The organism is Botrimarina mediterranea, from assembly GCF_007753265.1.
GTDB lineage: Bacteria > Planctomycetota > Planctomycetia > Pirellulales > Lacipirellulaceae > Botrimarina > Botrimarina mediterranea.
Genome location: NZ_CP036349.1, coordinates 4063287 through 4089375, shown reverse-complemented (window position 1 = coordinate 4089375; position 26089 = coordinate 4063287). Strand labels below are relative to the sequence as shown.

The following is a 26089-nucleotide window of genomic DNA, read 5'->3' as shown; positions in this document are numbered from 1 at the left end:
TGCGAAGAGGAGGGGGCAGCTGAGGAAAAGCGAAAAGATTTCGGGGGCTCGGGGGACGTTTAGGTACTAAGGAGCAACAAGCATGCCGGATGACGGTTGCGGTGCGGGTAAGGAGGGTTGTAGAGAAGAAACTGCGGACTACTGCTTGGCCGCCTCCGCCTTGCGGTCGGCCTCGGCCTGGGCGGCCGCGGCTTCGGCTTGAGCCGCTTCAACGGCTTCTTGCTTGGCGACCTTGTAGAGCTCGCCGTCCTCGGCGTTGTAGTAGTACTCGTAGGGCTCTTGGAGCGGTTCGAGGACGATGCCGTTGTAGTCGATGATTTTCTCCATGAACTCTTCGTGCGACTTCGGATAGTTGCCGTGCTCGCCGTAGTAGAGGTTCATGGCGTGTTGGACGGTGTAGAGGTTCAGCTTTTGCTCGGCACGGATGCCGCCCTTGAGCGTGGTCTGCAGGTAGCCTCCGCGGGTCATTTTGCTGCCGCGTTGCATGTCGTCGGTCGTGACCTCGGTCCCGCCTTGGGTGGCGAGCCGCTCGGCCTCCGCGGCCTTGGCGTCGGCGGTAGCCTGGGCGTCGGCGGCGACCTTTTCCTTGGCGGCCTGCTTCTCCTGGACGGCCCCTTGGTTGAGCTTCTCGGCCATCGCATCGAGGCTCGACTTCCCGCCGCTGCTGCTCGACCCACCGCAACCCGTCAGCGAAACCACCGACAGGGCAATGAGGAGGAACCGCGGATAAACGCGAATTTGCGCGAATGAGGATTCGCGAAGATTCGTGTCAATTCGCGGTTCTTTACCGAAATCGCATAGCGTATTCATCGCGGACTCCGTCCAAGGACTAGTGGTTGGTTGTATTAAATGAGCCGGCGGGGAATTGGAGGTTCCAATCAGCCATCTCGCCGAGCATCGCGTCGCGGGTGCGATCGACGATCAACGGCGACAGCGACACGGCGCCGTCGCGGATCGCGATGATGTCCGTGTCGGCGCCGGGCTCGTCGGTCGGTGGTGTGCCGATCGTCCAGAAGTAGCGGCGTCCCTTGGGGTCGAGCCGCTCCTCGAACGCCGCGTCCCAACGCGTCGACCCCATTCGCGTGATCCGCAACTCGGGCGTTGATTCGGGGAGCGTGGCGACAGTGGGGATGTTGAGGTTGTAGAGCCGGTGCTCGCGCCAAGCGTTGCGCTCGAGCATCTGGGCGATGACGTCGGTCGCCATCGCCGCGGCGGCGTTGAAGCGCGAATGGTCTTCCCACTCTAGCGACACGGCGATCGCCGGCAGGTCGTTCAGAGCCGCCTCGGTCGCGGCGGCGACGGTGCCGGAGTAGAGGACGTTGATGCCCGCGTTCAGGCCCCAGTTGATCCCGCTAACGACAAGGTCAGGCCGGAAGATTTCGCCATTCGCATCGACGCAGAGCTTCGCGAGCGCGAGCTTCACGCAATCGGCCGGCGATCCCTCGACGGCCCAGCCGCGCGGCTCATCGCCATCGAAGACCTGGCTCGCCATCAGCGGCGTAAGAAACGTGATCCCGTGCCCGACGCCCGATTGCTCCGTCGCCGGCGCGACCACATGGACCTCGCCCAACCGCGCGAGCGCGGCCCGCATCGCCGCGAGGCCGGGGGCGTAGATGCCGTCGTCGTTGGTAAGGAGTATTCGCACGGGTGTTGATGCTTGAGGCGTGAGGCCGCAGGGGTCGTCATCTGTGGGAGGGGTCTCCAGACCCCGATTGCGGTATCCATTCCGAAACGGCGTGGTGCGCGCAATCGGGGTCTGGAGACCCCTCCCACAACGGAATGGAAGGAGAAGGGTCTCGAACCCATGATAAGCGGCTTCGCCACTTGCGCGAAAGCATCGGGGGAGCCGCTGCTGGGCGGGCCGCGCCGGGACCGTTAGAATCCGCGTTCACGACCGCACAACCGGCGCCACTCGACCCCCACGGGCGCCTCTCCGTCACGGAACGACCGCATGACCGCGACCCCGACCCCCGCTGCGACCCACCAGAAACCTCCCAGCGGCTCGAGCAGCCTCGCGGCGGAGAAGGTGCTGGTGCTCGACTTCGGGTCGCAGTTCGCCCAGCTCATCGCCCGCCGCGTCCGCGACGAGCACGTCTACTGCGAAATCGTCCGCCACGACCTCACGGCCGAACGGATCGCCGAGCTCTCCCCCGTCGGAATCATCCTCTCGGGCGGGCCGAGCAGCGTTTACGAAGCCGGTGCGCCGCAATGCGACCCGAAGATCTTCGAGCTCGGCATCCCCGTGCTCGGCATCTGCTACGGCATGCAGCTCGCTTGCAAGGCGCTTGGCGGCAAGGTCGAGAGCCACACCGTCCGTGAGTACGGCCGCGCTCACTGCGAGGTCGTCGATTCGGGCGATCTCTTCCGCGACGTTCATGCCCAGACCGAAGTCTGGATGAGTCACGGCGACCAAGTCACCGAGATCGCCGGCGACTTCACGGCGCTGGCGAAAACGGCGACGTGCCCCTTCGCCGCGGTGCGTCACAACCGGTTGCCCATCTACGGTTTGCAGTTTCACCCCGAGGTGACGCACACCGTCGAAGGGAAGAGGATCCTCGGCAACTTCTTGCGCGAGGTGTGCAAGACGTCGGGGCAGTGGCGCCTCGGTGACTTTGCCGACGAAGCGGTCGACGCAATCCGCCAGCGCGTCGGCACGAGCCGGGTGATCTGCGGCCTCTCGGGCGGCGTCGACTCGGCGGTTGTGGCGGCCTTACTCGCCAAGGCGATCGGTCCGCAGCTCACGTGCATCCTGGTGGACAATGGCCTCTTGCGTAAGGACGAAGAGATCGCGGTCGTCCGTGAGTTCACCGAGCACTTCAAGACCGACCTTCACGTCGTCAAAGCGGAAGAACGGTTCCTCGCCAAGCTCGCCGGCGTGACCGAGCCGCAGACCAAGCGCAAGATTATTGGCGGCGAGTTCATCGTATGCTTCAGGGAAGAGGCCGCCAAAGTCGAAGACGCCCGGTTCCTTGCTCAGGGGACGCTCTACCCTGACGTGATCGAGTCGGGCGGTAGCCCCGATGGCCCCGCGGCGTCGATCAAGCTCCACCACAACGTCGGCGGCCTGCCGAAGGAGCTGGGCTTCGAGTTGATCGAACCCTTGCGAGACTTGTTCAAAGACGAAGTGCGTCGCTTGGGCCTGCAGCTCGGCCTGCCGGAAGAGATCATCTGGCGCCACCCGTTCCCCGGGCCGGGCCTGGCGGTGCGTTGCCTCGGCGAAGTGACGGCCGAGAAGCTGCACGCGCTGCGCGAGGCCGACGCGATCGTCGTCGGCGAGATCAAGGCCGCCGGCCTCTACCGACAGACGTCGCAGGCATTCGCGGTGCTGCTGCCGGTGCAAAGCGTCGGCGTGATGGGCGACGGCCGCACCTACGAGAACGCTCTTGCGGTGCGATGCGTGAACACCGACGATTTCATGACCGCCGACTGGAGCCACCTGCCGCACGATCTGTTGAGTCGGATCAGCACGCGGGTGATCAACGAGGTGAAGGGCGTCAATCGGGTGGTTTACGATATTAGTAGTAAGCCGCCGGCGACGATTGAGTGGGAGTGACCTGATGGCCAAGCCGGATCCCGAAGATGGGCGTTGGAATTTTGCACCGGATGACCTTGGAGGACTTATCTTCCGTTTCTCTCGATACTTCCGCCCGAAAATCGGCCCTTATCGACCAGCGAGCTGGGATCACGACCATTGTGAGTGTTGCTGGAAGAAGATCATGGAAGAGGGCGGAGACGCAGAGTCCGGCTGGGTAACGCAACTCCACGATGAGGACCGCTGGATTTGCGGTGAATGCTTCACCGATTTCCGAGAAGCCCTTGACTGGAGAATAGAAGCGACAAAAGGGCATTAGGTGATCATGTGCTGCTTTTGTCGGCGAGCCGGCCACGTCAGTGGTCGGTGGGCGCCGGGTGCCTGCTTAACTCCGACGACTTGCGTCGGCGGCTCCCGGTCAATTGGAGTGAGGGCTGTTGCTCCAGGTGAGTAAGGGATTTGCTTGGCGATGGAGAACATAGTTGATTGCTGCCACTAAGGCCTCTTCGTCGGGGAGTAACCTCCGCGATCCGCTCTTGGTCCACCAAGTGCCAGACTTCGGTTTGCCAAAGTCCTTGTTCAGAACGCGGCTACCATACGACTTGAACTCTTGTAGTGCCTTAACCGACGACGTTTCCCGCGGCAAACCAACTACGAGGTGGACGTGGTTAGCCATCAGCGCAACCGCAGAAAGACGCCAGCCGTGGTGCGACGCCGTACGCTGGAACTCGGATAAAAGGCACTGAGCTTGTTCGGGGGTGAGTAGCACCGGCGGGCCTTTCAGAGTGCTCTCCGCACTTCGCCGCAAACCCTTTGCTTGCGGTTCCCACGCTTCTCCGTATCGCGCGTGCTCAATGCGAGTCGCTGGACTTCCGTCACCAGGGCGATAGTCTCGCACTGACGTGACACTCCCGCGCGCGTCGCCGGGGAGCCACGTGCCGTAAGTCGTGCTAGTGAGGAGCCAATACCACATGGCTCGCACAGTAATTGCGAGAAAGAGCGGCTTCAACTCGTTTAGACTGGGAGCCCACGACGCAAGTCGTGGGAGTTACGTCACTCCGACGACTTGCGTCGTCGGCTCTTGGTCAACTCCTCAGTTCTAGTTTTCTGCTACACTCACACGCGTCCGCTTCCCACACTCATCCACGGAGGACCTCCGCCATGTCGGACAACAAGGGCGTTGCTTACGTCAAGCCGGGTGTTGTTGAGATCCAGTCGATTGACGACCCGAAGCTCGAGCTCGATTACAAGGGGAAGACGCGCCCGTGCCATCACGGCGTCATTCTCAAGATCGTCTCCACCAACATCTGCGGCAGCGACCAGCACATGGTCCGCGGCCGCACCACCGCGCCGGCCGGCATTATCCTCGGCCATGAGATCACCGGCGAAGTGATCGAAGTTGGGCGCGATGTCGAGTTCATCTCGAAGGGCGACATCTGTAGCGTCCCGTTCAACATTGCATGCGGCCGCTGCCGTTGCTGCAAGGAACGCGACACGGGCGTCTGTCTCAACGTGAACCCCGACCGCCCCGGCGCCGCTTACGGCTACGTCGATATGGGCGGCTGGATCGGTGGGCAAGCTCGCTACGTCATGGTGCCGTACGCCGACTGGAACCTTCTCAAGTTCCCGGATCGTGACGCGGCGCTGGCGAAGATTCGCGACCTGACGCTGCTCTCGGACATCCTGCCGACCGGCTACCACGGCGCCTACACAGCGGGCGTGACGACGGGGAGCACGGTCTATGTCGCCGGCGCCGGCCCGGTCGGTTTGGCTTGTGCTTATAGCTGCCAGATTCTCGGCGCCGCGGTCGTGATCGTTGGCGACATGATTCAAGAGCGGCTCGACCAGGCGAAGTCGTTCGGCTGCGAGACGATCAACCTCGCCAAGCACGGCAACCTCGCCGAGCAGATCGAACAGATCCTCGGCGTGCCGGAGGTTGACTGTGCCGTGGACTGTGTCGGCTTCGAGGCCCGCGGCCACGGCGACGACTCAGGCGCCGAGAAGCCCGCCACGGTGCTCAACAGCGTGATGGAAGTCACCCGGGCGGCGGGCGGCATCGGCATCCCCGGCCTCTACGTCACGGGCGACCCCGGCGGCGTCGACGCCAACGCCCAGATCGGCATGCTCGGCATCCGCATCGGCCTCGGCTGGGCGAAGAGCCACCATTTCACCACCGGCCAGTGCCCCGTGATGAAGTACAACCGCGGCCTGATGATGTCGATCCTTCACGACAAGGCCCACCCGGCCAAGGCGTGCAACGTCGAGGTCATCTCGCTCGAAGACGCCCCGAAGGGCTACATGGACTTCGACAAGGGCGCGGCGAAGAAGTTCGTGATCGACCCCCACGGGATGATCCCGGCGGCCTCGGCGTGATGGGATTTTCGGCTGAGATATCCGCCGCGGGCATGCGTGGCGTGGCCTAGAGTTGTCCAACCTGCGACGAGCCGAAAAGCTCGTCGCAGGTTGCTTCTAGGGCCTGGAGCGGAATGCCGTGTATCTTCTGCGTGTATTGCTGTTGGGGTTATTGGGAGCGGCGATCGGCCTCGTCACAGGCTTTGCGATCCCGTACGTCGGTGGCGAAATCATCGATTACTTGGCCCCCAATCCCAATGGCCCGTCAAACTCGATGATCCTTCTGATCGTCGCGCCGTTTACGATTCTTGGCGGCCCCGTTGTTGGAGCGTGGCTCGCCATTCTTTGGGCAACTCGGCAACGGCGCCAGAAAACGACGCACTGATCCTGCCCGGCTGACTAGCCCTTACTTGTCCGCCGACACATCGAAACAGAACAGCAGCTCCTGATCCCTCAGGTAAAGCTTGCCGCCCGCGATCACCGGGTGGACCCAGATTTTTCCTTGAGGCTTGCGCTGTTCGGTTTGCGGGTCGAGCTTGAAGCGGCCGTGCTCTTTCCAGCCTTCGGGCGAAGCCTCGATGAGCACCACTTCGCCGGAGTCTTCGCCAAGGCAGACAAAACGGCCGTCGGCGTAACCGATGGCGCCCATCTCAAGGGCGCTGCGTTCGCGCCAGACGGTTTCGCCGGTCTCGAAATCTTGGCAGACCCAGCCGACGCCGTCGGAGTGGCCGTAGAGCTTGCCATCCAAGAGAACGACGCCCCCGTGCTTGTTCTTCATCACCTTGTTTTCGTAGACCTTGGTCGCCGTATTGTCTTCGGAAATCTCAACGAGCATGCAGCCAACGCCGTAACCCATGGTCGCGTAGACGCGGTCGCCATCGACGATCGGCGTCGGGATCACGGCGACGCGGCCGGGCCAGCCGACGGTCCACAGCAGCTTGCCATTGGCGGGATCGACGCCGACGAGTTGGTCCTGCAGCAACTGGATGTACTGCTTCTCGCCATGAGGTTCACCGACAACGATCGAGGAATAATGGGCGGTTGGTTTGAGCTCGGCAGCTTGCCAGAGGAGTTCGCCGGTCGCCTTGTCGAGCGCGACGATGGCGCCTTGGTCACCGCCGGGGGTGACGACGACGCGGTCCTCATCGACCAGCGGCGACTCGGCGTAACCCCATTGCGGGATGCTGCCGCCGAAGTCCTGCATCGCCACGCGCCAGACTTCCTTGCCGCTGGCGATCTCGACGCAGATTAAGTTGCCTCGCGCGCCGAGGGCGTAGATGCGGTCGCCGTCCACGGTCGGCGTGTTGCGCGGGCCGTTGCCCCAGTCGTTCTCATACTCATCGCCGATGTCGGTCGCCCACAGTTCGTCGCCCGTCATGGCGTCGAAGGCGATCAGCTGCTCGGTCCCGTCGCGCGAGCCGAGGATAAAGAGCTTGCCGTCAACGATCGCCGGCCCCGAGTAGCCGAGCCCCGCTTCGCGGCTGAGCCAGACTTGCTTCGGGCCGCCCTCCGGCCACTCCTGGAGGATGCCGGTTTCTTTGGTCAAGCCGTCCCGGTCGGGGCCGAGCCATTGCGGCCAGTCGGAGGCCATCGCCGAGGCGGTAGCAGTCACTAGAGCGAGGGCAAGCAAGCGGCGCGTCATGGCGATTCTCGTCGAGACCCGATGGAGGTGTTTCAGCCCACAGTCCCCGGACCATATGCGGGCGAGGCGCTCTGGGCAAGCGACGCCGGGCAAGAAAGCCGCCCCTTTAGGATGACTGCTTACTTTGGGCGTTGAGGGCCGCGATCGCGATCACCGTCGCCAGGACGATTGCGTCGTACTCGGCCTCCAGCACCTCAACGCCATAGACGTCGCGGAGCGACCACATTTTGCTCGAGACTTCCGCGATGACGCGACTGCCTTCCGTAAATTGGTAATTGTGCTCCCAGAACGACCCGGCCACTTCCAGCCTCCCCCCCTCCGCCAGGTCCACCGTGAAGTACGGCTTTAACGTCATCCGCCGCACGACGGTCGCCAGCGGCAGACCCTCCCGGGTGATGTCGAACCGTGGCCGCCAAGTCAGCAACTTCTGCCGCAAACACGCCAGCTCGACGCCGTTCTTGGAACGGATGACGATCTGCGGCCGAAACCAGGACTCGCGGACCGCTTCGAGAATCGGCTCACCCGCTTCGTTGGCGATATCGTAATGAGCGGTGAACGTCAGCAGCCGCTGTCGGATCTGGTAACGCATGGGCTAATACCACCATGGCATAGGGGACGGCGGCTCTTCGTCGCTGGACCGCGGAGCTAGCCACAAAAATGCACAGAAGGCGCAAAAAGCGCGGGGCGCACAGTCCTTGTGTCTCTTCTGTGCCTTTTTGAGGCGATCCCGTTTAAGGGCCCATCAAGGGCCCATCAGGGGCGCCATCCGCGGCTTAGCTTTGGTAAAACATGGGTCTCACCCACCAAGTCCCTCCGCTTGCCGCGCCCACGCGGCCCCGCTGTATGCCGCCCAATCAGAAGTACATCTACCAGATCGCCGGCCTCAACAAGAAGCACGGGCAGCGCGAGATCCTCAAAGACATCGACCTCGCCTTCTACCCGGGGGCGAAGATCGGCGTGCTGGGCCGCAACGGCGCCGGCAAAAGCACCCTGCTGAAGATCATGGCCGGCATCGACAAGGAGTTCGAAGGCTCGGCCCGGCTGACCGAGGGTTTCACCGTCGGCATGCTCCAGCAGGAGCCGCCCCTGAATCCTGAGAAGGATGTCATGGGCAACGTCATGGAGGCCGTCGCGGCGACACAGGCCCTTCTCGACGAGTACAACGCCAGCTGGGAGAAGATGGCCGAGGTTGCCGACGACCCCGTCGCCACCGAGAAGCTCATGGCCCGCCAAGCGGAGCTGCAAGACAAGATCGACGCAGCAAACGCCTGGGAACTCGACCGCCAGATCGAGATCGCCATGGACGTGATGAACCTCCCGCCCGGCGACGCGGGCATTACGAACCTCTCCGGCGGCGAAAAGCGTCGCGTCGCGCTCTGCAAGCTGCTGCTGGAGAAGCCCGACCTGCTGCTGCTCGACGAGCCCACCAACCACCTCGACGCCGAAAGCATCAACTGGCTCGAACGATACTTGGCCGACTACAACGGCACGATTGTCGCGGTGACTCACGACCGGTATTTCCTCGACAACGTCGCCAGCTGGATCCTCGAGATCGAGTACGGCCGCGCTTATCCGTTCGAGGGCAACTACTCGTCGTGGCTCGAGCAGAAGGCCAAACGGCTCGAGATGGACGAGAAGAAGAAGTCGGCCCGTCAGAAGACGCTCACCAAAGAGCTGGAGTGGATCCGCAGCTCGCCCAAGGCCCGCCAAGCGAAGAGCAAGGCGCGGATCAGCTCTTACGAAAAGATGGCGTCCGAGGAGTTCGAAGAGCGGCCCGAGGAGCTGGAAATCCAGATCCCGCCCGGGCCCCGGCTCGGTGACAGCGTCATCGAAGCGGTCAACCTGTCGAAGAGCTTCGGCGACAAGGTGCTGTTCGAGAACGTCAACTTCCGCCTCCCTGCCGGCGGCATCGTCGGCATCATCGGGCCCAACGGCGCCGGCAAGACGACCCTCCTCAAGATGTTCATGGGGAAGGAACAGCCCACCAGCGGAGAACTGAACTTCGGCCCCACGGTCGCCCTCGGCTACGTCGACCAGAGCCGCGACCACCTCGACCCGGACAAGACCGTCTGGGAAGAGATCTCGGACGGGCTCGACCTCATCGAGATGGGCAAGAAGCAGATCAACAGCCGGGCCTACGTCGCGAAGTTCAACTTCCAGAAGGCCGACCAGCAGAAGAAGGTCGGCGTCCTCTCCGGCGGTGAACGCAACCGCGTCCACCTGGCGAAGCTCCTCCGCGGCGGCTCGAACGTGCTCATGCTCGACGAACCGACCAACGACCTCGACGTGGACACGCTGCGGTCGCTCGAAGAAGCGGTCGCGACGTTCGTCGGCTGTGCGATCGTGGTGAGCCACGACCGCTGGTTCCTCGACCGCTTGGCGACGCACATCCTGGCGTTCGAGGGCGACGGCTACGTCCACTGGTGCGAAGGCAACTTCTACACCTACGAGAACCAACGCCGCGAACGCCTCGGCATCGACGCCGACCAACCCCACCGCTTCCGCTACAAGAAGCTCGAACAGAGTTAGCGGTTAGCCTGTGGTTCGTTGCTGAAAGGAGATAGGGGGGATGTTGGTGATAGGGGGGATCGCAAGCGGCCGGCACGGTGTGCCGATGCTGCGAGCCGCCAAGTCGCACGATGTCCTCTGTATCCCTTTCAAAAGATCAGGCACTGATCGGTAGGAGGCGTCTCCAGACGCCGATTACGATCTCCCTACCGAAACGGCGCGGTGCGCGTAATCGGCGTCTGGAGACGCCTCCCACAAACAACAAGAAATTCAATAGGTGAGAGTCCGCTTCGCTAAGTCGCGTCGCCAAGCAATGACGGCGTCCACACCGCCTGCGATTCCCCTATCATCACCCTCCCCCCATCTCCTTCCCAAAAGCGAGCCCCCAATTGAGTACGATCCGCGTCGGTTCCAACGAAAAGTACGCCAGCGGCTGGGAGAAGGCCTTCGGCGGCGGCAAGTCGACTAAGAAGCAGTCGGCCAAGAAGAAGACCGCTAAGAAGGCCGCCCCGAAGAAGGCCGCCAAGAAGAAAGGAAAGAAAAAGAAATAGCCCCGCCTTTAGGATCGTTTCGGAGGCCCCCGACGCCAGTCGGGGGAGTGCAGCACGAAAAAAGAGTTGCAAACCAAGCGGCGATTCGGCCACAGTTGGGGTAAGGGAATCTCTCTTCTCTCCGGTGGAGGTGACCAAGATGCGCCATCGATTGACGGTCTCAGTACTGGCCCTACTTCTGACCGCGGCCGCTCCCACCGCCGGTTGGGCCGACCCACCCGATTGGGTGAGCCGCTACCGCATCGTCCCGCGTAAGAGCACGCTGATCGAGAGCGGCGGTTTCACCGGTTGGACGCAGCGCTACCGGGTGCACGGGCAGTTCGACTTCCTCCAGCTGTGGACCCCCGGCGTTCCGGGGGACCCCCAGCAGCGGGTCGTCGAGTTCGACAACGCCAACGTCTACGCCCCATTGGGCGAGATGCTGCCGGCGTTTTACGACGTCGATGACCTCTTCAACCTGGAAGGCCTCGCTGGCAAGTTGCTCCCGCTGGGCGCGCCGTTCGATGTCTACCACTTCCAAGGCCTGGGAAACACGAGCGCCGCCGCGTCGCCGCTCGAGCAGTCGAGGGTCGATCTGTACGCCGCGATCCATGGTCGCTGGATGTACCTCTACGGTGAGACCACGCCGCCCCCCTACTCGGCCGACTACCCCGTCTACCAGCTCCAGGCGCTCGCCTACCAAGGACGCTGGGCCGACTGGAACAGCGATGGCGTCATCGACGCCGCCGACTACACGGTGATGCGCGACCTGCAATCGAATCCCGCGGCGTTCCCGCCGGACTGGGATACCGAACACGCACTCTGGAGCGCCCAGGTCGGCGAGCGAGAGCCCGACACCGACGCGATGTTCGCCGCGCTCAGCGCCGCGCTGGCGACGTCAACAGCGCTCGCGGTCCCCGAGCCGTCGTGCCTGGTGCTCTTGGCGTTGGGAGTGACCGCACGCTTAACCCGCCGTCACTAAGAACTGGTGGTGGCAAGTTCGTAGGGTGGGTTGCCACCGACCGAATGCCGGTACCGGCTTCCCAGTGGGTCACGCCCCCCCTTCTTGTTTTCGTGCACAATATTTGGATGCGGACGACGAAGAGTGATAAGGTCCAAAAACCTCGCCGCGACGGAGTTCACGCATGAAAACAGAAGAGCGTCCCTATCCTCTTGACCGTCTCGCCCTGGGATTGTCTTTGTCTGGAGTCGTGCTGGGCGTGCTGATCGCAATCGGCGGTCGGCTAAACGCCCAGGATTTTACGATGCACGGTTACGGTGTGTTTGTCGCCTTCTCCGTCGCTGCGATTGTTCTCGGAATCATCACACGCACTTCGGCAATCGGACGGACTGCACTGATCACGTCATCGATCCTGTTGGTCGGTTCCCTCGGGATGCTGGCCTGAATGCCTCTCTCGCAATTACGCGGCGTGTGGCCGGGGTCGGAGGCAGCAGTCGTAGCCCTCGCGGCAGTACGTAGAGTGGGTTGCAACCCACCGAATACTGGTACCCGCTTCTTCGGCCACCCGCAGCCGTTTCCGCGTCGACGCACGTTCCCGAGCCCATCCTGCCCGTTTGGCGTTATGGATTACGGAACGGAAGTTGGTTCGAGTTTCCAAAGTCCATTCGGGTTATGGAACATATCCCCTGGTGGATAGAATCCGTGCTCTTCGAATGAAACTCGATAACGTTCCGTTCCATCCGGGACGCTGAAAGTGTGCCCGTCTGCAAGTGCTGGACTCTCATCCATTAAATAGCAGCAGAACTCGGTTGCAACCTCGAACGCGGTCCGCAGGTCACCTTGCTGAACCGAGCAATCTGGAAGCGAGAAGGCACTCATGCCACATGTGAAGTGTCGGGTGTCGTCTCCAACTAGGGCAACCATGGAGCGATAGAGTGAATACGCAACCTTCGTCAATGCATGTTCACGCCATTGGGCTGCATTGACCGAGAATCCGGCGAACTCCACCTTAACCGCTAGCCCGCCCGATTCGAGCAAGCCCACCGCGGCATCCACCATACGCTCGACGACATCGCGGCCTGTCTCGTAGGACACGAGGTAGAGTGTGAACGTATGTGCTTGAATTGCATTGAGGACATCCTCCGGAATTTGCCCCATGCTACCCGAACGCACCTTCTCTACGAGAGTCGGGTCGTGGTCATACACTTCCAATCCGAAGTGCGTATTGCTCTCGGAGTGCATCAAGACCTTGCCAGCAAACAGATAGCCCCCGCTGTGCAAGGCGATCGATTTCACTAATTCGGAGCGATCTTTCCAAGCACCCGGGATGCCGAGGACGATAGATGGTTCTTTGGAACACATGTCTCTCCGTTCCTCTGCACTTCTAGTTCGTAGGGTGGGTTGCAACCCGCCGAATGCTGGTACCCGCTTCCCGGTGGATCACGACCCACCCTACTTGCTTTGTTAACGCAGCTCATCCGGGCGTGGCGGTCGAACGTTTTCGATCATGGCCTCCTCGCACGCCCCAAAACGCAAATAGTTAGCCCGCGCTTGGCGGAGACTTAGCGAGCCGTTCGGACCACCCCGGCACTCGTTCGCGTCGCCGTCGTCTTGTCCGTCGTCTTCCCAGAAGCAGACATCGCAGATTTCGAATGCGATCCGCTCAGTCAGTGTCCGGCACCCACAGCACGGGCACCTCAAGGGCAGGTCGCGCGGCCGGGCGTTGACCCGAGCGGAATACTCTTCGATCCACAATTCCCGCTGCGACAGTTCTTCGGGCGACGGAGAGTCTGATGAGTCGTGCCCCACTTAAATTCCTCCTACGCCCGCCCCAAAAACTCCCCCGTCCGCGTATCCACCTTAATCACCTCGCCCTCGGCGATGTACTCGGGCGCCTGAATGGTGACGCCGGTCTCGAGCGTCACCGGCTTCGTGCGGCCGGTCGCGCTGTTGCCGCGGACGCCCGGGTCGCATTGGGTGATCTTTAGCGCCGCTGACGCGGGGATCGTGATGCCCACGCACTCGTCGTTGTAGATCATCGCGATGATGCCGGTCGTGGCTTCGGTGATCCACTGCATCTCTTCGGCCACGTCCTCGCGCGCCACCGAGTACTGCTCGTACGACTCGGAGTCCAAGAGGTGCACCGACTCGAGGTCGGAGAACATGATCGTGACGTCGCGGCGGCTGAAGTCGGCCTCGGGGAGCATGTCGGTCCCCTTCATCGCGAAGTCGACCTTGTTCTTCGTGACGATATTCCGCGCCCGGAACTTGTAGAGCGTCGTGCCGCCGCGGGCCGAGGGCGACTGCACGTGGATGTTTTCGATAACACACGGCGCGTCGTTGTAAACGACCATCGCGCCGGGCTTGATGTCTTTGCCAAGCATCGAGGAGAAGTGGGAAGACGGAAGTGGGAAGTGGGAAGTTGAGGAATGTTACTCCACTGGAGGCCACTCCAGTAATTCCCCCCATCCCGTAGCTGTACAGCCCCTAGCCCCCCGTCCCTAGCCCCTTAAATCAAGACTTCCCCCGCCTCCGGATCGATCGGCAGGCCGCCGGTGAGCCTTGCCAGGGCTTCCACGACGGTGATCAGCGTCGCCGGGTCGAGGCCGCCGGGGCCCATGAAGTCCTCCTCGGGCTCGTCGGCCCACTCATCCGTCGCGGCGACGCGCTGGAAGTGCATCACCTCGAGCCAGGCGTCGCTACGCAGCAGCTGGGCCAGCTGCTCGCCTTCGAGTTCTTCCCGCAGCTGCTTGGCGAGGGCCATCGCCCGGTCGCTGACGGCGTCGCCCTCTTCGTAACGGATGTCGATGGCGGCGTTGTCTTCGGCGGCTTGGACGAGGACCGACTTGAACTGCCCGTCGTCGTTCGCCTTGAGCCGCTCCATCCGCAGCCGGTGCCCCGCCTCGCCGATGGCGGACTCGACCTGCGTCAGCGTCGGCCGCGCAGCGGACTCGAAGAAGACGACATACGTCTCGAGCCACTCGAGGTCGTCGCCCGAGCCAGCGCTTTCGAATCCGAAAGGATCGTCCATCATGTTTCCTGTCAGCGGCGGCGGTCGAACGCGCGCCGGTTAATACGGTTCGTCTGGAAGGCCCGAGACTCCTTCAGCCCCTCAGCCCCTGACCCCTCTAAAATTGTTCATCCGCGGGGCCGAGACCGCCCTGCCACGATTCGAGCATCTCGACCAGGTTGTCGCGCTCGGCGGTGGTGGCCCACAGCGACTCGTCTTGTTCGAGCCGCACCTCGTACGAGCCCTCGCGCAGGCAGTCCTCTTCGCCGCAGAAGTGGGGCGTCGCCGCCACCCACATCACACGGTAGAGCGGCACGTGCTTGTCATCGACGCGGCAGAGGATGGACATGGCGGGGGGAGGGGCTAGGGGCTGAGGGGTTGGGGGCTGAGGGGTTGGGGGCTAGGGACCTTGTGGCGAGCCCTAGCTACTTGTTGCCTTGTCCCGGTTGTTGTTGTCCCAGTTCGGCGGAGCGCCGGGCGGCGGTGGTCACCGCTTCGATCAAGGCTGACCGTATGCCGTGGCGCTCGAGTTCCGCAAGGCCGGCGATCGTCGTGCCGCCTGGGCTGGCGACGGCGTCGCGTAGCGCGGCGGGGTGCTCGCCCGTGGTGATGACCATCTCGGCGGCGCCGGCGACGGTCCGCGCGGCCAGCTCCGCGGCGAGCGCCCGCGGCAATCCTGCCCGAACGCCGCCATCGGCCATTGCTTCGATCATCGTATACACATACGCCGGTCCGGAGCCCGAGACCCCCGTCACCGCGTCGAGCAGCTTCTCGGGCGTCTCGCTGGCGAAGCCGACGGCCGACAGCAGGCGGCCCACGTCGGCGCTATGCTCGGCGGTGGCGTGCTCACCGAGGGCGTAGCAACTCGCCCCCTTGCCGATCAGGCTCGGCGTGTTGGGCATCACCCGCACGACGGCCGATCCCTTCGGCAGTGGCGCGGCGAGCGCCGCCAGCGTCACCCCCGCGGCGACCGAGACCAGCAGTTGCTCCCCGGCGCGCCAGTCCTTGGCCACCGAGGCGAGGGCCTCGGGCGCCTTCTGCGGCTTGACCGCCAAGAACACGATCCGAGCCGCTTTAGCGAGCTCGCTCGGCGAGGCCGCCAGTCTGCCGTCGGGGCCAACGGCGTCGATGAAAGCCTCGCCGGCCGCCGGGGAAGGGTTGTAGGCGATCAGGTTGCTAGCGCTCACCAAGCCGCCGCGGACAAACCCCGCCGCCAGGGCTTGCGCCATGCGTCCCGCGCCGAGAAACCCGACGACGCCTTCGATCTCACCGTTGCTTGCCATGCTGGCGCCCGGGGTTTTGAAATCCATTGCTTTGCCTGCACTGATGCTAGGCGACCTCCTCCCGCACCTCAATCCGCGACGCTTCAACTCCCTTCTGGCCGTCCCGGCGGGTTCGGTCTGGACAGATTACGCACATTTTGCGAACTCTCCGCACGGACTTATTGCCCGCAAACGCCGATAAGGGGTTAAGTGGGCAGACCAGAACACCTTCAAAGATCTTGGAGTGGACGCACGATGCGAGCCCTTCGCACGAATCGACTACCGATCCTCGCCGCCTTGGCGGCGACTGTTTTCGCTCTCGCCGGCGGCGTGTCGTCGGCGGCAGCGCAGGAAACCGGCGCCGCAACCGAGGACCCAGCGATGGTCGACTCGTCGGCCTTCAAGCTCAGCTGGCCGAAGTTTGAGATGCCCAAGTTCTCCTGGAAGGGGGACACGGCGCCGGCAACGGGCGAGTCGGCGCTGACGCCCGAGGGGAACCCGATCTCGCGCGCCCTGGATAAGGTGTCCGAGTCGTCGAAGAACGCCGCGACTAACGTGCGCAACGCCTGGGGCGCCGCGGTTGATAAGCTCCCCTTCGGCGGCAAGGGCAACGCCCAGGTCACCCAGAAGGAAGAGAAACCCGGCTTCTTCACCCGACTCTTCAGCCCCGCCGAAGAGCCGCGCGGTTCCGAGACCATGTCGGAGTTCATCGCTCAGGATCGTGTCGGCACGCTCCGCTGAGAGGGATGAATCCGCCACAGCGGCGCTTTGACAGCAGGGGACGGCGGTCTACAACCGGTGGACACGGTTGACCGCTCCCCCGCCGGACTCGCGCCCCAATGTCCCGTCCCGAATTCCTCTCGCAGCTCCCCTCGATCGAGGAGTTGCTCGAGCACCCCCGCGTCGCTAAGACGATCGACCGGGTGAACCGCTCGACCGCGGTGGTGCAGCTCCGCGGGGCGATCCACAGCCTCGGCGCCGAGATCGCCCGCCGCACCGAGGGGCTGCCGTCGCTCGGCGCCGGCGAGCTGCTGGACCGCTTGATCCGCCAGCTGGAGTTCCCGCGGCCGACCTCCAGCGCCTCGTGCGTCAACGCGACGGGCGCGTACTTCCTGGCGCCGACGCTCCGCCCGCCGATCGCCGCCGCCGCGATCCAGGCCGCCCGCGTCGCCGCGGACGGCTTCCGCCAGGGGCCTTTCCAAAGCGCCGCGCCGATCGCCGCCAAACTCGTCGGCGCCGAACGCGGCAAGGTCCTCAACTCACGGCCGCAGGCCATCGCCTCCGCGATCGAGGCCCTGGCGGCGGGGGGCGTCTGCGTGGTCGCCCGCGGCGACATGACCGAGCTGGCGCCCGGCGTCCGCATCGACGCGGTGGCCCGTCGGGCGGGCGCGACGCTGCGCGAGGTCGGCGCCGCTGATGCGGCCTCGGCGGGGGATTTCCAAGCGGCGCTGGAGGGCGTGGGCTCGCCCGACGGCGGCGCGGCGTGCGTGTTGCTGAGGCAATCCGTTCTCGGCAGCCCCGACGCGGACCTCCTCGCCCAAGTGGTCGCCGCCGCCCACCAGGCGGGCGCCACGGTCCTGATCGACGGCGGCGGCGCCCGGTTACGCCGCGACACGCCCGCCTACGGCGACCGGTCGCTGACGGTCGAAGAGCTCGCCGCCTGCGGCTCGGACCTGGTCGTCTTCGACGCAGCGGGGCTCGTGGGCGGTCCGGTCGCCGGCGTCGCCGTGGGGACCCAGGCCGCTGTGGAGCGACTGGACGCCTCGCTGGCGGCGAAGATCGACGCCATCGACCCCGCGGTTGATGCGGCCCTCGGGGCGACGCTGCGGCTGTTCGAGAAGCCCGGCGACCTGCGGTTCACCCACCCGCTGCACCAGCTGCTCGACGCTCCGGTGGAGAACCTGCGGACGCGGGCCGAGCGGCTCGCCCCGCGGATCGCCGCCCTCGAGGGGGTCGCCGCCGCGGCGGCCTTCGAGCGGCCCAGCAGCGCTCGAGGGGCCGCCACCTGGGCGATCCGCGTCGAACCCGCCGGCGGCGACGCCGAGGCACTCCGCACGCGCCTGGCGACGAGTGAGCCGGCCGTGCTCGCTGAAATAGCGGAGTCCGCGGTGGTTTTCGACCTCTCGACGGTGTACCCGGGCCAGGACAGCGCCCTGGTTGCCGCGATCGGCCCCGAGCGGCCCACCAGCGGTGACACAACCGGCGGCGACCCCGGCAGCGGTGAACCGTCCTCGGAAGCGTCCCCCCCGCCTGCCTGAGACCCCCCGGACGTGGGCTGGGCCCTCCCAATCCCGAGAAAACCAGGTCCAACTCAGCGAAGGCTGCTCAATGGCTTGAATTTGCGTCCGCTGGAGTGGTTCGATACATTTGTCCACCGAGCGCGCAATCGTCCGCTAAGACGCATCCTGGGCGATCTGGCGCGGGTCTGGGCGGGTCCAGTGGACAGCCCCGGATCCAACGGGCGCGGGTCGATTTCCGTAGCCGGTCCGTTTAGCGGCTCAAACCGGGCTCGCCGACCGGCTACAATGCGGGGCTCCGCCAAACTCCGGAGCCTAACTCCCCCCAACCGTGCCTCCATGACAGGCAGTGATGCGCCGCCGCTTCGAACACCTGATCCCACGACTCCTCTTCGGCGCTTGGTGCGTTGCGGCCGGCGGCGCCGCGCTGGGCCAGCAGCCGGCCCGAGCCTCGACCGTTGACGCCCCCCTCCTTGAGCCGGCCGGTGAGTCGCCAGCAGAACCGGCCGAGGAAGCGTCCATCCTGGCGGAACCGATGTCAGCCGGCCCGCTCGAAGACGCGTCGCCTAACAACGCCGAGGACGCGACCGAGGACGAACCAGACAACGGGGCCGACGTCCTCTGGTCCGAACTCCGCCGCACGCACGCCTGGGCCCGTTTCGAGCCCGGCGCTTGGCGGCGGCTCCGCGTCGTCACCGAGTCGTTTGACGCCGCCGGCGAGTCCGCCGGCGTCAGTTCCGCTGAGCGCATCGAACGGCTGGTGGCCGTTGACGAAGAAACCTACACGCTCGAAGTCGAGAACCTCGCGCCCGTGGCGGGCCTGGCGACGCCCGGCGCCGTCGAGAGCCGTCACCTCTCGCTGCTGACCGACCGATCGGCCGACTTGACGACGCCAACGATCGAAGAAGACGAGCCGACCACCATCAGTTCGGGCGGGGTTGTCGTGCCGTGCCGAACATGGCGGGTGACCATGACGGGGCAGGGGGCGACCGAAGAAGAGCTGCTAGCGGTCGCGGTCGGTTCCGATCCCGCCGTGTTGCGCCGCAGCCTGGCGACCTCGGTCGGGGGGACGCCGGGGTCGACCGTGACGGCGAACGTCAGCCGACTTGGCCTGCCCGTCATCTACGCGGAGCAACTGACCCGCTCGTGGCAGGTCAGAACGACGATCACCCACCCCAGCGGGTCGCGTACCGAACGCACCGCGGTTTACTCGGCCGACGCCCCCGGCGGGCTGCATTCGGAGTCTGCCGCTGACTTCGACGCCAGCGGGCGGCGCACCTTCTGGTCGGTGACGGATTTGGTCGAATCGGGCCGCACCCCTGTCGAACGGGTCGAGGCGGCCGACGCGCCCGAGAAGCCGGCGGTGTCGATCGAGGTGAATCCGCGGCGGCTGATGCGGTTGTTGCGGCGGGACGAACGTCGCAGCGATGACGCCCCGGCGGCGCCGACCGTTCCGATGCAATGACCGTTCCGATGCAAGGAGCGAACCCGCGGGCGCTTTGGGGCGTAGGCGTGGGTTAGGGGCGGCGTAGCGTCTTGCGCCTGATCGTTACAGATACGCGATCTTGCCCCGTTTGAAACTCCCCGATAAGCTGCAAGTCGTTAGCAGATTTTGGCTTAAGGCAATGAGCCGGGAGTCGCCCGCCGGACATCTTCATCGCGGTGACCAATCGCGGTGATGCCTCCTATCGGGCGACGCCGAAACCGTCCTTATCGCCCCGAAGCCGTCTTTTTCCGACCAGGCTGCTCGAAACCGTCGAGTTCTTACGGCATGACCGATTCAACCCGCCGCGCGCGTCCCTTGTCTTCCCCCTCACAAGCGATCGCCTCGCCGCGCCCAAGGCGGTGGGGCTGGACGACCTCGGCCGGCCTGGTCGCCCTCGGCGTCGCGGTGATCGTCGCGCCGGCTTTGGCGCGGCCCGAGCCGCCGACCCGCACCGACAACACGATCGTGATGCTCGTGCGGCGCGAGCTCGAGCGGAAGCATATCTCAAAGCACGCGGTGGACGACGAGATGTCCGCGCGCGCCTTCGACGCGTTCCTCGAGACGCTCGACCCGCTCAAGCTCTACTTCTACCAGTCCGACATCGACGCCTTCGCCAAAGACCGCGACAAGCTCGACGACCAGTTCCGTCAGACCAAGATCGACTTCCCTCACGAGGTCTTCGCGGTCTTCCTCGCCCGCGTCGAAGAGCGCGCCGCAACCGCGCTGAAGTGGGTCGACGCCGAGCACGACTTCACGGTCGAGGAGACGATGGTCACCGACGCCGATACCGCGACCTACGCCAGGACGCCCGAGGAGGCCGACGAGCGCTGGCGCAAGCGAGTCAAGTTCGACCTGATGATCAAGCTCTCCGAAGCCGAGCCCGAGCTCGTCGAGAACGTCGTCAATCCCATCGACCCGCTGCAGAATCTCGGCTGGAAAGTCGGCGAGCACGTCGAGTTCCCCGAGGACTCGGGCCCGAAGCTCAACGAGGCAAAGGACCGTCTGCGCAAGCGGTACAGTTCGCTCGCCAAGCGTTGGGAACAGACCTCGAGCGACGAGCTGCTGGAGCTGTACGTCACGGCGATGACCAGCAGCTTCGACCCCCACTCCAGCTACATGTCGCCGGAGACTCTCGATAACTTCAACATCCAGATGCGACTGGAGCTCGACGGCATCGGCGCGTCGCTGCGTAGCGTCGACGGCTACACCGAAGTCGCCGAGATCATCGCCGGCGGCGCCGCCGACACCGAGGGCTCGCTCAAGAAAGGCGACACCATCATCGGCGTCGGCCAAGACACCGATGGGCCGATCGAAGACATCGTCGACATGAAGCTCAACGACGTGGTGAAGCTCATCCGCGGCAAGCGCGGCCGGGTCGTTCGTCTGCAAGTGAAGCCGGTCGAGAACCCCAACCAGATCGTCGAGTACGTCATCACTCGTGACCGCATCGAACTAAAGAACCAAGAGGCCCGCAGCGCGATCATCGAGACCGGCGAGAAGCCCGACGGGCGCCCTTACCGTATCGGCGTCATCGATCTGCCGAGCTTCTACATGGACATGGACGGCGCCCGCGCCGGCATCCCCGACTTCAAGAGCGCCACCCGCGACGTCCGCCGGTTGCTCGACGGATTCGAGGCCGAACGCCAGGCCGGAAGGCCGATCGATGCGGTGGTCGTCGACCTCCGCTTCAACGGCGGCGGCTCACTGACCGAGGCGGTCAACCTCACCGGCCTCTTCATCGATCAGGGCCCCGTCGTCCAGGTGAAGGGAACCGACGGCCGCGTCACGCCTTACTCGGACGAACTCCCCGGCATGAAGTGGGACGGACCGCTCGTGGTGCTATCCAACCGCTTCAGCGCCTCGGCGAGCGAGATCTTCGCCGGCGCCATCCAGGACTACGGCCGCGGCATCGTCGTCGGCGACGAGTCCTCGCACGGGAAGGGGACGGTGCAACAGCTGTTCGACCTCGGCGAGCGTCTGCTCGGCAACTCCAAGCTCGGGGCGTTGAAGCTGACCATCCAGCAGTTCTACCGCCCCGGCGGCGACAGCACCCAAAACCGCGGCGTGCTCGCCGACGTGAAGATCCCGTGCCTGACGGACCACCTCAAGGGGATCACCGAGGCGGAGATGGACTTTGCCCTGGCGTTCGACCGCGTCCGACCGCTGCGGCACGATTTCCACGGCATGGCGGGCTCCGAGATCGCCAACCACCTCCAACGGCAGTCAGACGAGCGCGTCGCCGCTTCGAAGGAATTCAGCGAAGACATCCGCCGCATCGACAAGTATGAGACCCAGAAGGACCGCACCGAGATCTCGCTCAACCTCGAGGAGTTCCTCGCCGAGCGTAAGCAACTCGACGCGGACAAGGAGACCGAAGAGATCAGCGAAGAGTTGAACGACTCGGACCGCCCGGTCTTCGACATCGAGGACCACTACAACAAAGAGGCGATGGCGATCACGGTCGATTACATCCGCACGCTACTGGCGAGCAAGCTCGCCGTGGCGCGGTGAGCGGCGGAGATCGCCTTCGACAGAAATCGGAGGGAGGCGTCTCCCGACGGCGATAACGGTATCCATTCCGAATCGGTATGGTGCGCGTAATCGGCGTCGGGAGACGCCTCCCACATTTCATTTAGAGCGTGCTTCACATAGGGGTAGCGATTCTAGCCTTAAGCGACTGTGCGGGAAGTTTCGCGCAGAGACGCCGAGACGTAGAATGCCTGCGATGAACACTCACGCAAAGCCGCTAAGACGCGAAGCTAAGGATCGGTAGAAGAAGGACCGCAACGGCAGACGAACGCGCACTTGCGTGCCCTTCGCGACTTCGCGCTTTTGCGTGAGTCTTCAAGTCATCCAACTCTGCTGTCTCAGCGCCTCTGTGCGAAACGCTACGGCAAATTGAAGAACGCTCTAGTGATGGCGGTTCTTAGAAGCCGCACCGATGATCGCTAACAGCACCAGCGCTGCGCCCGTCGGTTCTGGCGTTGCGACGCTGTTCGCCATCGCGATGGCGAACCGATCTCGCCACACGGTGTAGTCGGCCGCATCGACGACGCCGTCGCCATTGCCATCGGCCGAGAGGTCGCCGCTACCGTAGGTGGAACGCCATACCTCGTAGTCGGCCTGCGTGACGGCGCCGTCGCGGTTGTAGTCGCCCGCCAGTTGCTCGAAGAACAAGTTGTCGAGCGCTTCGGAGACCTGCGGCAGATCGGCGACGAAATGCGCCGAGCTCTCGGGCCCATCGATGTACCGCATCAACGCCATCAGCGAGAGGGCCAGGTTCCAGTTGTCTTGCAGGGCGTTGACGATCGACGGGCCCTCAGCGCCGGTGGTCCAGCGGGCGCCATCCGCCATCCCCAGCGGGCCGTGCAGGTCGCTCTGTAAGAGGTGCCGCAGCGCAAACTCGGCGTTCTCGTCGCCCGACAAGAGGGCGAGCGTCGCGCTCCACGGCATGAAGAGGTCTTCGTTAGTGAAGCCTCCTGCGGGGTGGAGGTCGTACAGGCTGTAAGCCTTATAGCCCGAGGGCGGCCCGCCGCGAGCCGCGTCGGGCTGATAGAAGTAAGGGCGGTCTTGCTGGGCGAGGTACTCGCCCGAGTCGACCTCGAAGTCTTTGAAGTTCTGCCAGCTGTTGGTGCGTAGATTGGCGTCGGGATAGGTGTCGAGGCCGCGGTCCGAGACGTCCACGAACAGGTTGACCAGCGCCTGACCAAATGGCGCGCGGTGGTCGGTGCTGGTGTATGTGACGACGTCGTTGTCGTCGTCGGCCAGCGAGTCCCGCGTCCGCAGCGTGTCGGAGTGCCACTGGTCCTCGAGGTCGACGTGGTTTGTGTCGGCGAGCTCGGCGGCGAGCGAGATCGTCTTGCCCTCGCCCGTGTAACCCTTGTAGCGGAACGACGAGAACCCAGCGCCGGCCGAGTACGCTAGTCGCCACCCATCGCTCGCCTCGAACGCGGCAAAGTTGAACTGGTTGACGGTATCGTGGACCTTCTGCTGCACCGCGGGCGCAACGCCGGGCTGCGACTGGTAGAGCTGCATCCCCAGGGCGATGAACGCCGCGTCGATCGAACTCTCCTCCGTGTAGGCGTCGCCGGTCGCGAGGCCGACGAAGCGACTCGGCAGGTACGTTGTCCCCGCCATCGTGTGGACGAGCGTGTCGCTGAGCTGCGACATGTAGGCGTCGGCCTCGGTCTGCGAGACCCAGCCTCGGCGCACCGCCGACGGCAGCGCCCAGACGAGCCCCGCGGTGGTGTTGAGCGCGCCGGTGTCGGCGTCGATAGAGGTGTTCGGCACGATGCCCGACTGCCGGCTGCGCTGCCCCCAGAGGCCGCGGAACGTCCGCTGCGCAAGGGCCTCGGCCACGTCGTAGATCGGCGCGGTGAGTGGGTCGATCGCAGCGCCCGGTTCGATAAGCCGGGCGTCGTCGAAGTAGATCGAGCCCGACGCAAAGCCTTGCTGCGGCCTGACGCCGAAAGACATTGCGTACATCTGGTCGAGCTGTGGCGAGCCGTTGACGTTCCAACCGCTTGTAAGGTCGAGCGACGTGCTGATCGGGGACCAGGCGGCGCCGGCGGGGACGACGAAGTCCTTGGTGGCCGAGTGGGCGAGCGAGTCGCGATAGTCCTTGAGTTCGAGCGTCACCGTGAGCGGCGAGCCCGTGTCGTTGCGGACGTAGGTCTCGAACGCGTCGAAGTAACCGAGGTCGCGCGTGTTGCGCTGGCTAGCGCTCTTGAGTTCGGTGGCGAAGGTCTGGAAGAACTTCGACTGCCCAGCGGTCATCGCGCCGAGGTCGACGCGGTAAGCAGCGCTACCGCTGCGAACGACGCTCGACTGACGCGTGACGCCGCCGGTGCTGCCGGCGCTGAAGCCGCCGCCGAAGTAGTTGACGAGGGCGCCCTGATTATCGAAGTCACGTCGCTCACCGTCGAACAGCGGCGTGCTCCGCAGGTTGGTCGACTTGCCGAGGTAGAAGTTATCGACAAACGCCGATCGCAGGGCCCCCGTCCCGCCGACATGCGAAGCGTACGCCCCTACGGACAGTTGCTGGCCCGCCTGCACGCCCGACAGCTTCAAGGCGTTGGTCCGATAGCCGCCCGCGTCGGCGGCGGAGTAGGCGCGTCCGACCGAAGACGCTGGCCCGGTGAGATCAACGTGAAGGCTGTCCGCGGCGGCAAAGTAGTTCTCCTCGACCTTCGACTTGTAGAGCAATACGTAGTCACCGGCGCTTGGCGCCGTGACCGCTTGCGACACCGACGCGAAGCCCGGATTAAAGCCACGGACCCAGACGCCACGCATTCCGGCCCCGGCGGCCCATTCGGCCTCTTGCACTTGCGCCGGCCCGCTCACGAGCCAAGCGGTCGCGCCGGACTCGAAGCTTGGATTGAGCAGCAGGTTGGGCTGCGCTTGGCCCAGCGCGAGCGAGGCAACCGCGAAGGCGGCGGCGCCAAAGACGCCGTGAGCGATCGTGGTGGGGAGACGCATGGCGGAAATGCAGGACAAGCGCAGGCGCGGGTGGGACCTCGGCGCCGACCGGGACTGCAAGCGTTTGCAGAACCCTTCCAGCCTAAACCAGCCCCGCGTTCTTCTCAAGCAAACAGGGGCGCCTTTGTCCGTGCGATCCCTTCTGCGCCAGGCCCTAAGTCAGCGGCACGCGCAGGCCGTCGTACGCCAGGGCCATCCCTGCTGGCAGGGCGGCGTTGGTCGCTTCGTGCTCAAGGTCGTGCGACATGTGCGTGAAATAGACCTGCTTGGGCTCGAGCTCCTCAGCGAGCGAGATCGCTTCCGGCAAGCTGAGGTGTGTCGAGTGGCCCGTCTCGCGCAGCGCGTCGAGGATCAGCACGTCGAGGCCATGCAGCAGCTCCTTGCTGGCGTCGGGCATCGCGTTGAGGTCCGTGCAGTAGGCGACGTTGCCGATGCGGAACCCCAGCGTGCTGAAGTTCGGGCCGTGTTGCTGCCGCACGGCGATAAGGCGGGCGCCGAGCACGTCGAAGGGGGGCCAGCCCCCGTCGGCGGGGCCAATCCGTTCGAACTGCAACTCCGGAACCGCGCCGCTGTGCAGGTTCGGGCGGCGCTCGAACGCGTAGTCGTACGACTTGCGGATCCGCTGCTCGGTCCACTCCTCGCAGTACAGCGGCACCGGCCCGCCGAGGTAGAACTGCATCAGCCGCAGGTCATCGAGTCCGAACAGGTGGTCGGCGTGCTCGTGCGTGTAAGCCACCGCGTGCACCAAGCCGATCCCCTCACGCAGCAGCTGCTGGCGCATATCGGGCGCGGTGTCGATCAGTAGGTTCCCCTCGGGGAGGCCGAGAATGACGCTGCACCGGGTGCGGTTGTTCTTCGGGTTGGTGCTCGTGCAAACGGGGCAGCCACAACCGATCAGCGGCACGCCGACGCTAGTCCCGGTCCCCAGAATGACTAACTGGCCGGAGATATCAGCGGAAACGATGTTGGACGGCACGGGCGGCGCTGTGGATGACCTTGGGCGAATACCGCCTTGAGTCTGTGCCAGACGATCCGCCTCGTCCAGAGTGGAACCGCCAGGACGCCAGGAGCGCCAGGAATCGCCATGCAGT

General features: G+C 64.7%; 25 protein-coding genes. 12 read left to right on the top strand and 13 right to left on the bottom strand.

Annotation, left to right across the window (positions count from 1 at the left end):
- Nucleotides 1-138: 138 nt before the first annotated feature.
- Nucleotides 139-810 carry a hypothetical protein gene (locus Spa11_RS15740; RefSeq protein ID WP_145113959.1) on the bottom strand — a complete coding sequence of 224 codons (672 nt, stop codon included), beginning with the start codon at nt 808-810 and terminating at the stop codon, nt 139-141.
- Nucleotides 811-829: 19 nt separating this feature from the next.
- Complete coding sequence (gene surE / locus Spa11_RS15735) at nt 830-1645, bottom strand: 5'/3'-nucleotidase SurE (protein ID WP_145113957.1); 816 nt, start codon at nt 1643-1645, stop codon at nt 830-832.
- A 306-nt stretch (nt 1646-1951) separates the two neighbouring features.
- Between surE and guaA the strand changes: the two genes are divergently transcribed.
- Both guaA and Spa11_RS15725 read left to right on the top strand, forming a co-directional pair.
- Nucleotides 1952-3553 (top strand): glutamine-hydrolyzing GMP synthase, encoded by a 1602-nt coding sequence (guaA, locus tag Spa11_RS15730; RefSeq protein WP_145113955.1) that lies wholly within the window; start codon nt 1952-1954, stop codon nt 3551-3553.
- Between the two features lie 4 nt (nt 3554-3557).
- Nucleotides 3558-3851, top strand: a complete 294-nt coding sequence (locus Spa11_RS15725; RefSeq protein WP_145113953.1) for a hypothetical protein — start codon at nt 3558-3560, stop codon at nt 3849-3851.
- Nucleotides 3852-3950: 99 nt separating this feature from the next.
- On the opposite strand, the gene Spa11_RS23630 is transcribed toward Spa11_RS15725, so the two are convergent.
- Complete coding sequence (locus Spa11_RS23630) at nt 3951-4505, bottom strand: transposase (protein ID WP_145113951.1); 555 nt, start codon at nt 4503-4505, stop codon at nt 3951-3953.
- A 188-nt stretch (nt 4506-4693) separates the two neighbouring features.
- On the opposite strand from Spa11_RS23630, the gene fdhA reads away from it, so the two are divergent.
- Both fdhA and Spa11_RS15710 read left to right on the top strand, forming a co-directional pair.
- Nucleotides 4694-5905, top strand: coding sequence for a formaldehyde dehydrogenase, glutathione-independent (gene fdhA / locus Spa11_RS15715; RefSeq protein WP_145113949.1), 1212 nt, complete (start codon nt 4694-4696; stop codon nt 5903-5905).
- Between the two features lie 118 nt (nt 5906-6023).
- Nucleotides 6024-6269, top strand: coding sequence for a hypothetical protein (locus Spa11_RS15710; RefSeq protein ID WP_145113947.1), 246 nt, complete (start codon nt 6024-6026; stop codon nt 6267-6269).
- Between the two features lie 21 nt (nt 6270-6290).
- On the opposite strand, the gene Spa11_RS15705 is transcribed toward Spa11_RS15710, so the two are convergent.
- Together Spa11_RS15705 and Spa11_RS15700 are read right to left on the bottom strand one after the other, a co-directional pair.
- A complete protein-coding gene (locus Spa11_RS15705; protein WP_145113945.1) occupies nt 6291-7526 on the bottom strand; it encodes a PQQ-binding-like beta-propeller repeat protein in 1236 nt (411 codons plus the stop codon).
- 106 nt (nt 7527-7632) lie between these two features.
- Entirely contained in the window at nt 7633-8115 is a 483-nt protein-coding gene (locus tag Spa11_RS15700) for an LURP-one-related/scramblase family protein (RefSeq protein WP_145113943.1), read from the bottom strand.
- A gap of 254 nt (nt 8116-8369) precedes the next feature.
- Between Spa11_RS15700 and ettA the strand changes: the two genes are divergently transcribed.
- The 4 genes from ettA (at nt 8370) to Spa11_RS15685 (ending at nt 11970) form a co-directional block, all read left to right on the top strand.
- Nucleotides 8370-10055 carry an energy-dependent translational throttle protein EttA gene (ettA, locus tag Spa11_RS15695; RefSeq protein WP_145113941.1) on the top strand — a complete coding sequence of 562 codons (1686 nt, stop codon included), beginning with the start codon at nt 8370-8372 and terminating at the stop codon, nt 10053-10055.
- Between the two features lie 368 nt (nt 10056-10423).
- On the top strand, nt 10424-10585 hold the full coding sequence (locus Spa11_RS23020; RefSeq protein WP_197529431.1) for a hypothetical protein: 162 nt from the start codon (nt 10424-10426) through the stop codon (nt 10583-10585).
- Nucleotides 10586-10724: 139 nt separating this feature from the next.
- Nucleotides 10725-11546 carry a hypothetical protein gene (locus Spa11_RS15690; RefSeq protein ID WP_145113939.1) on the top strand — a complete coding sequence of 274 codons (822 nt, stop codon included), beginning with the start codon at nt 10725-10727 and terminating at the stop codon, nt 11544-11546.
- A 163-nt stretch (nt 11547-11709) separates the two neighbouring features.
- Nucleotides 11710-11970 carry a hypothetical protein gene (locus tag Spa11_RS15685; RefSeq protein ID WP_145113937.1) on the top strand — a complete coding sequence of 87 codons (261 nt, stop codon included), beginning with the start codon at nt 11710-11712 and terminating at the stop codon, nt 11968-11970.
- Between the two features lie 182 nt (nt 11971-12152).
- Here the strand turns inward: Spa11_RS15685 and Spa11_RS15680 are convergent, their stop codons facing one another.
- The 6 genes from Spa11_RS15680 to proC form a co-directional block, all read right to left on the bottom strand.
- Nucleotides 12153-12887 (bottom strand): DUF4261 domain-containing protein, encoded by a 735-nt coding sequence (locus Spa11_RS15680; protein ID WP_145113935.1) that lies wholly within the window; start codon nt 12885-12887, stop codon nt 12153-12155.
- A 102-nt stretch (nt 12888-12989) separates the two neighbouring features.
- A complete protein-coding gene (locus tag Spa11_RS15675; RefSeq protein ID WP_145113933.1) occupies nt 12990-13334 on the bottom strand; it encodes a CPCC family cysteine-rich protein in 345 nt (114 codons plus the stop codon).
- A gap of 11 nt (nt 13335-13345) precedes the next feature.
- A complete protein-coding gene (locus Spa11_RS15670; protein WP_145113931.1) occupies nt 13346-13909 on the bottom strand; it encodes an elongation factor P in 564 nt (187 codons plus the stop codon).
- Nucleotides 13910-14034: 125 nt separating this feature from the next.
- On the bottom strand, nt 14035-14559 hold the full coding sequence (locus tag Spa11_RS15665) for a hypothetical protein (protein ID WP_145113929.1): 525 nt from the start codon (nt 14557-14559) through the stop codon (nt 14035-14037).
- A 94-nt stretch (nt 14560-14653) separates the two neighbouring features.
- Nucleotides 14654-14884, bottom strand: coding sequence for a hypothetical protein (locus Spa11_RS15660; protein ID WP_145113926.1), 231 nt, complete (start codon nt 14882-14884; stop codon nt 14654-14656).
- Nucleotides 14885-14960: 76 nt separating this feature from the next.
- The gene (gene proC / locus Spa11_RS15655; protein WP_231932974.1) at nt 14961-15845 is read right to left on the bottom strand and encodes a pyrroline-5-carboxylate reductase; all 885 of its coding nucleotides are present in this window, start codon (nt 15843-15845) and stop codon (nt 14961-14963) included.
- Nucleotides 15846-16052: 207 nt separating this feature from the next.
- Between proC and Spa11_RS15650 the strand changes: the two genes are divergently transcribed.
- The 4 genes from Spa11_RS15650 to Spa11_RS15635 all read left to right on the top strand — a co-directional run bounded on the left by Spa11_RS15650 (nt 16053) and on the right by Spa11_RS15635 (nt 22031).
- Entirely contained in the window at nt 16053-16538 is a 486-nt protein-coding gene (locus Spa11_RS15650; RefSeq protein WP_145113924.1) for a hypothetical protein, read from the top strand.
- A 98-nt stretch (nt 16539-16636) separates the two neighbouring features.
- A complete protein-coding gene (locus Spa11_RS15645; RefSeq protein ID WP_145113922.1) occupies nt 16637-18055 on the top strand; it encodes a PLP-dependent aminotransferase family protein in 1419 nt (472 codons plus the stop codon).
- A gap of 331 nt (nt 18056-18386) precedes the next feature.
- Nucleotides 18387-19499, top strand: coding sequence for a hypothetical protein (locus Spa11_RS15640; RefSeq protein ID WP_145113920.1), 1113 nt, complete (start codon nt 18387-18389; stop codon nt 19497-19499).
- A gap of 336 nt (nt 19500-19835) precedes the next feature.
- Nucleotides 19836-22031: a carboxy terminal-processing peptidase gene (locus tag Spa11_RS15635; RefSeq protein ID WP_231932972.1), complete on the top strand. Its 2196-nt coding sequence runs from the start codon at nt 19836-19838 to the stop codon at nt 22029-22031.
- Between the two features lie 399 nt (nt 22032-22430).
- Here Spa11_RS15635 and Spa11_RS15630 read toward each other — a convergent pair whose 3' ends face one another.
- Both Spa11_RS15630 and Spa11_RS15625 read right to left on the bottom strand, forming a co-directional pair.
- Complete coding sequence (locus tag Spa11_RS15630; RefSeq protein WP_145113916.1) at nt 22431-24998, bottom strand: hypothetical protein; 2568 nt, start codon at nt 24996-24998, stop codon at nt 22431-22433.
- Nucleotides 24999-25152: 154 nt separating this feature from the next.
- Nucleotides 25153-25974: an MBL fold metallo-hydrolase gene (locus tag Spa11_RS15625; protein WP_197529430.1), complete on the bottom strand. Its 822-nt coding sequence runs from the start codon at nt 25972-25974 to the stop codon at nt 25153-25155.
- Nucleotides 25975-26089 lie beyond the last annotated feature (115 nt).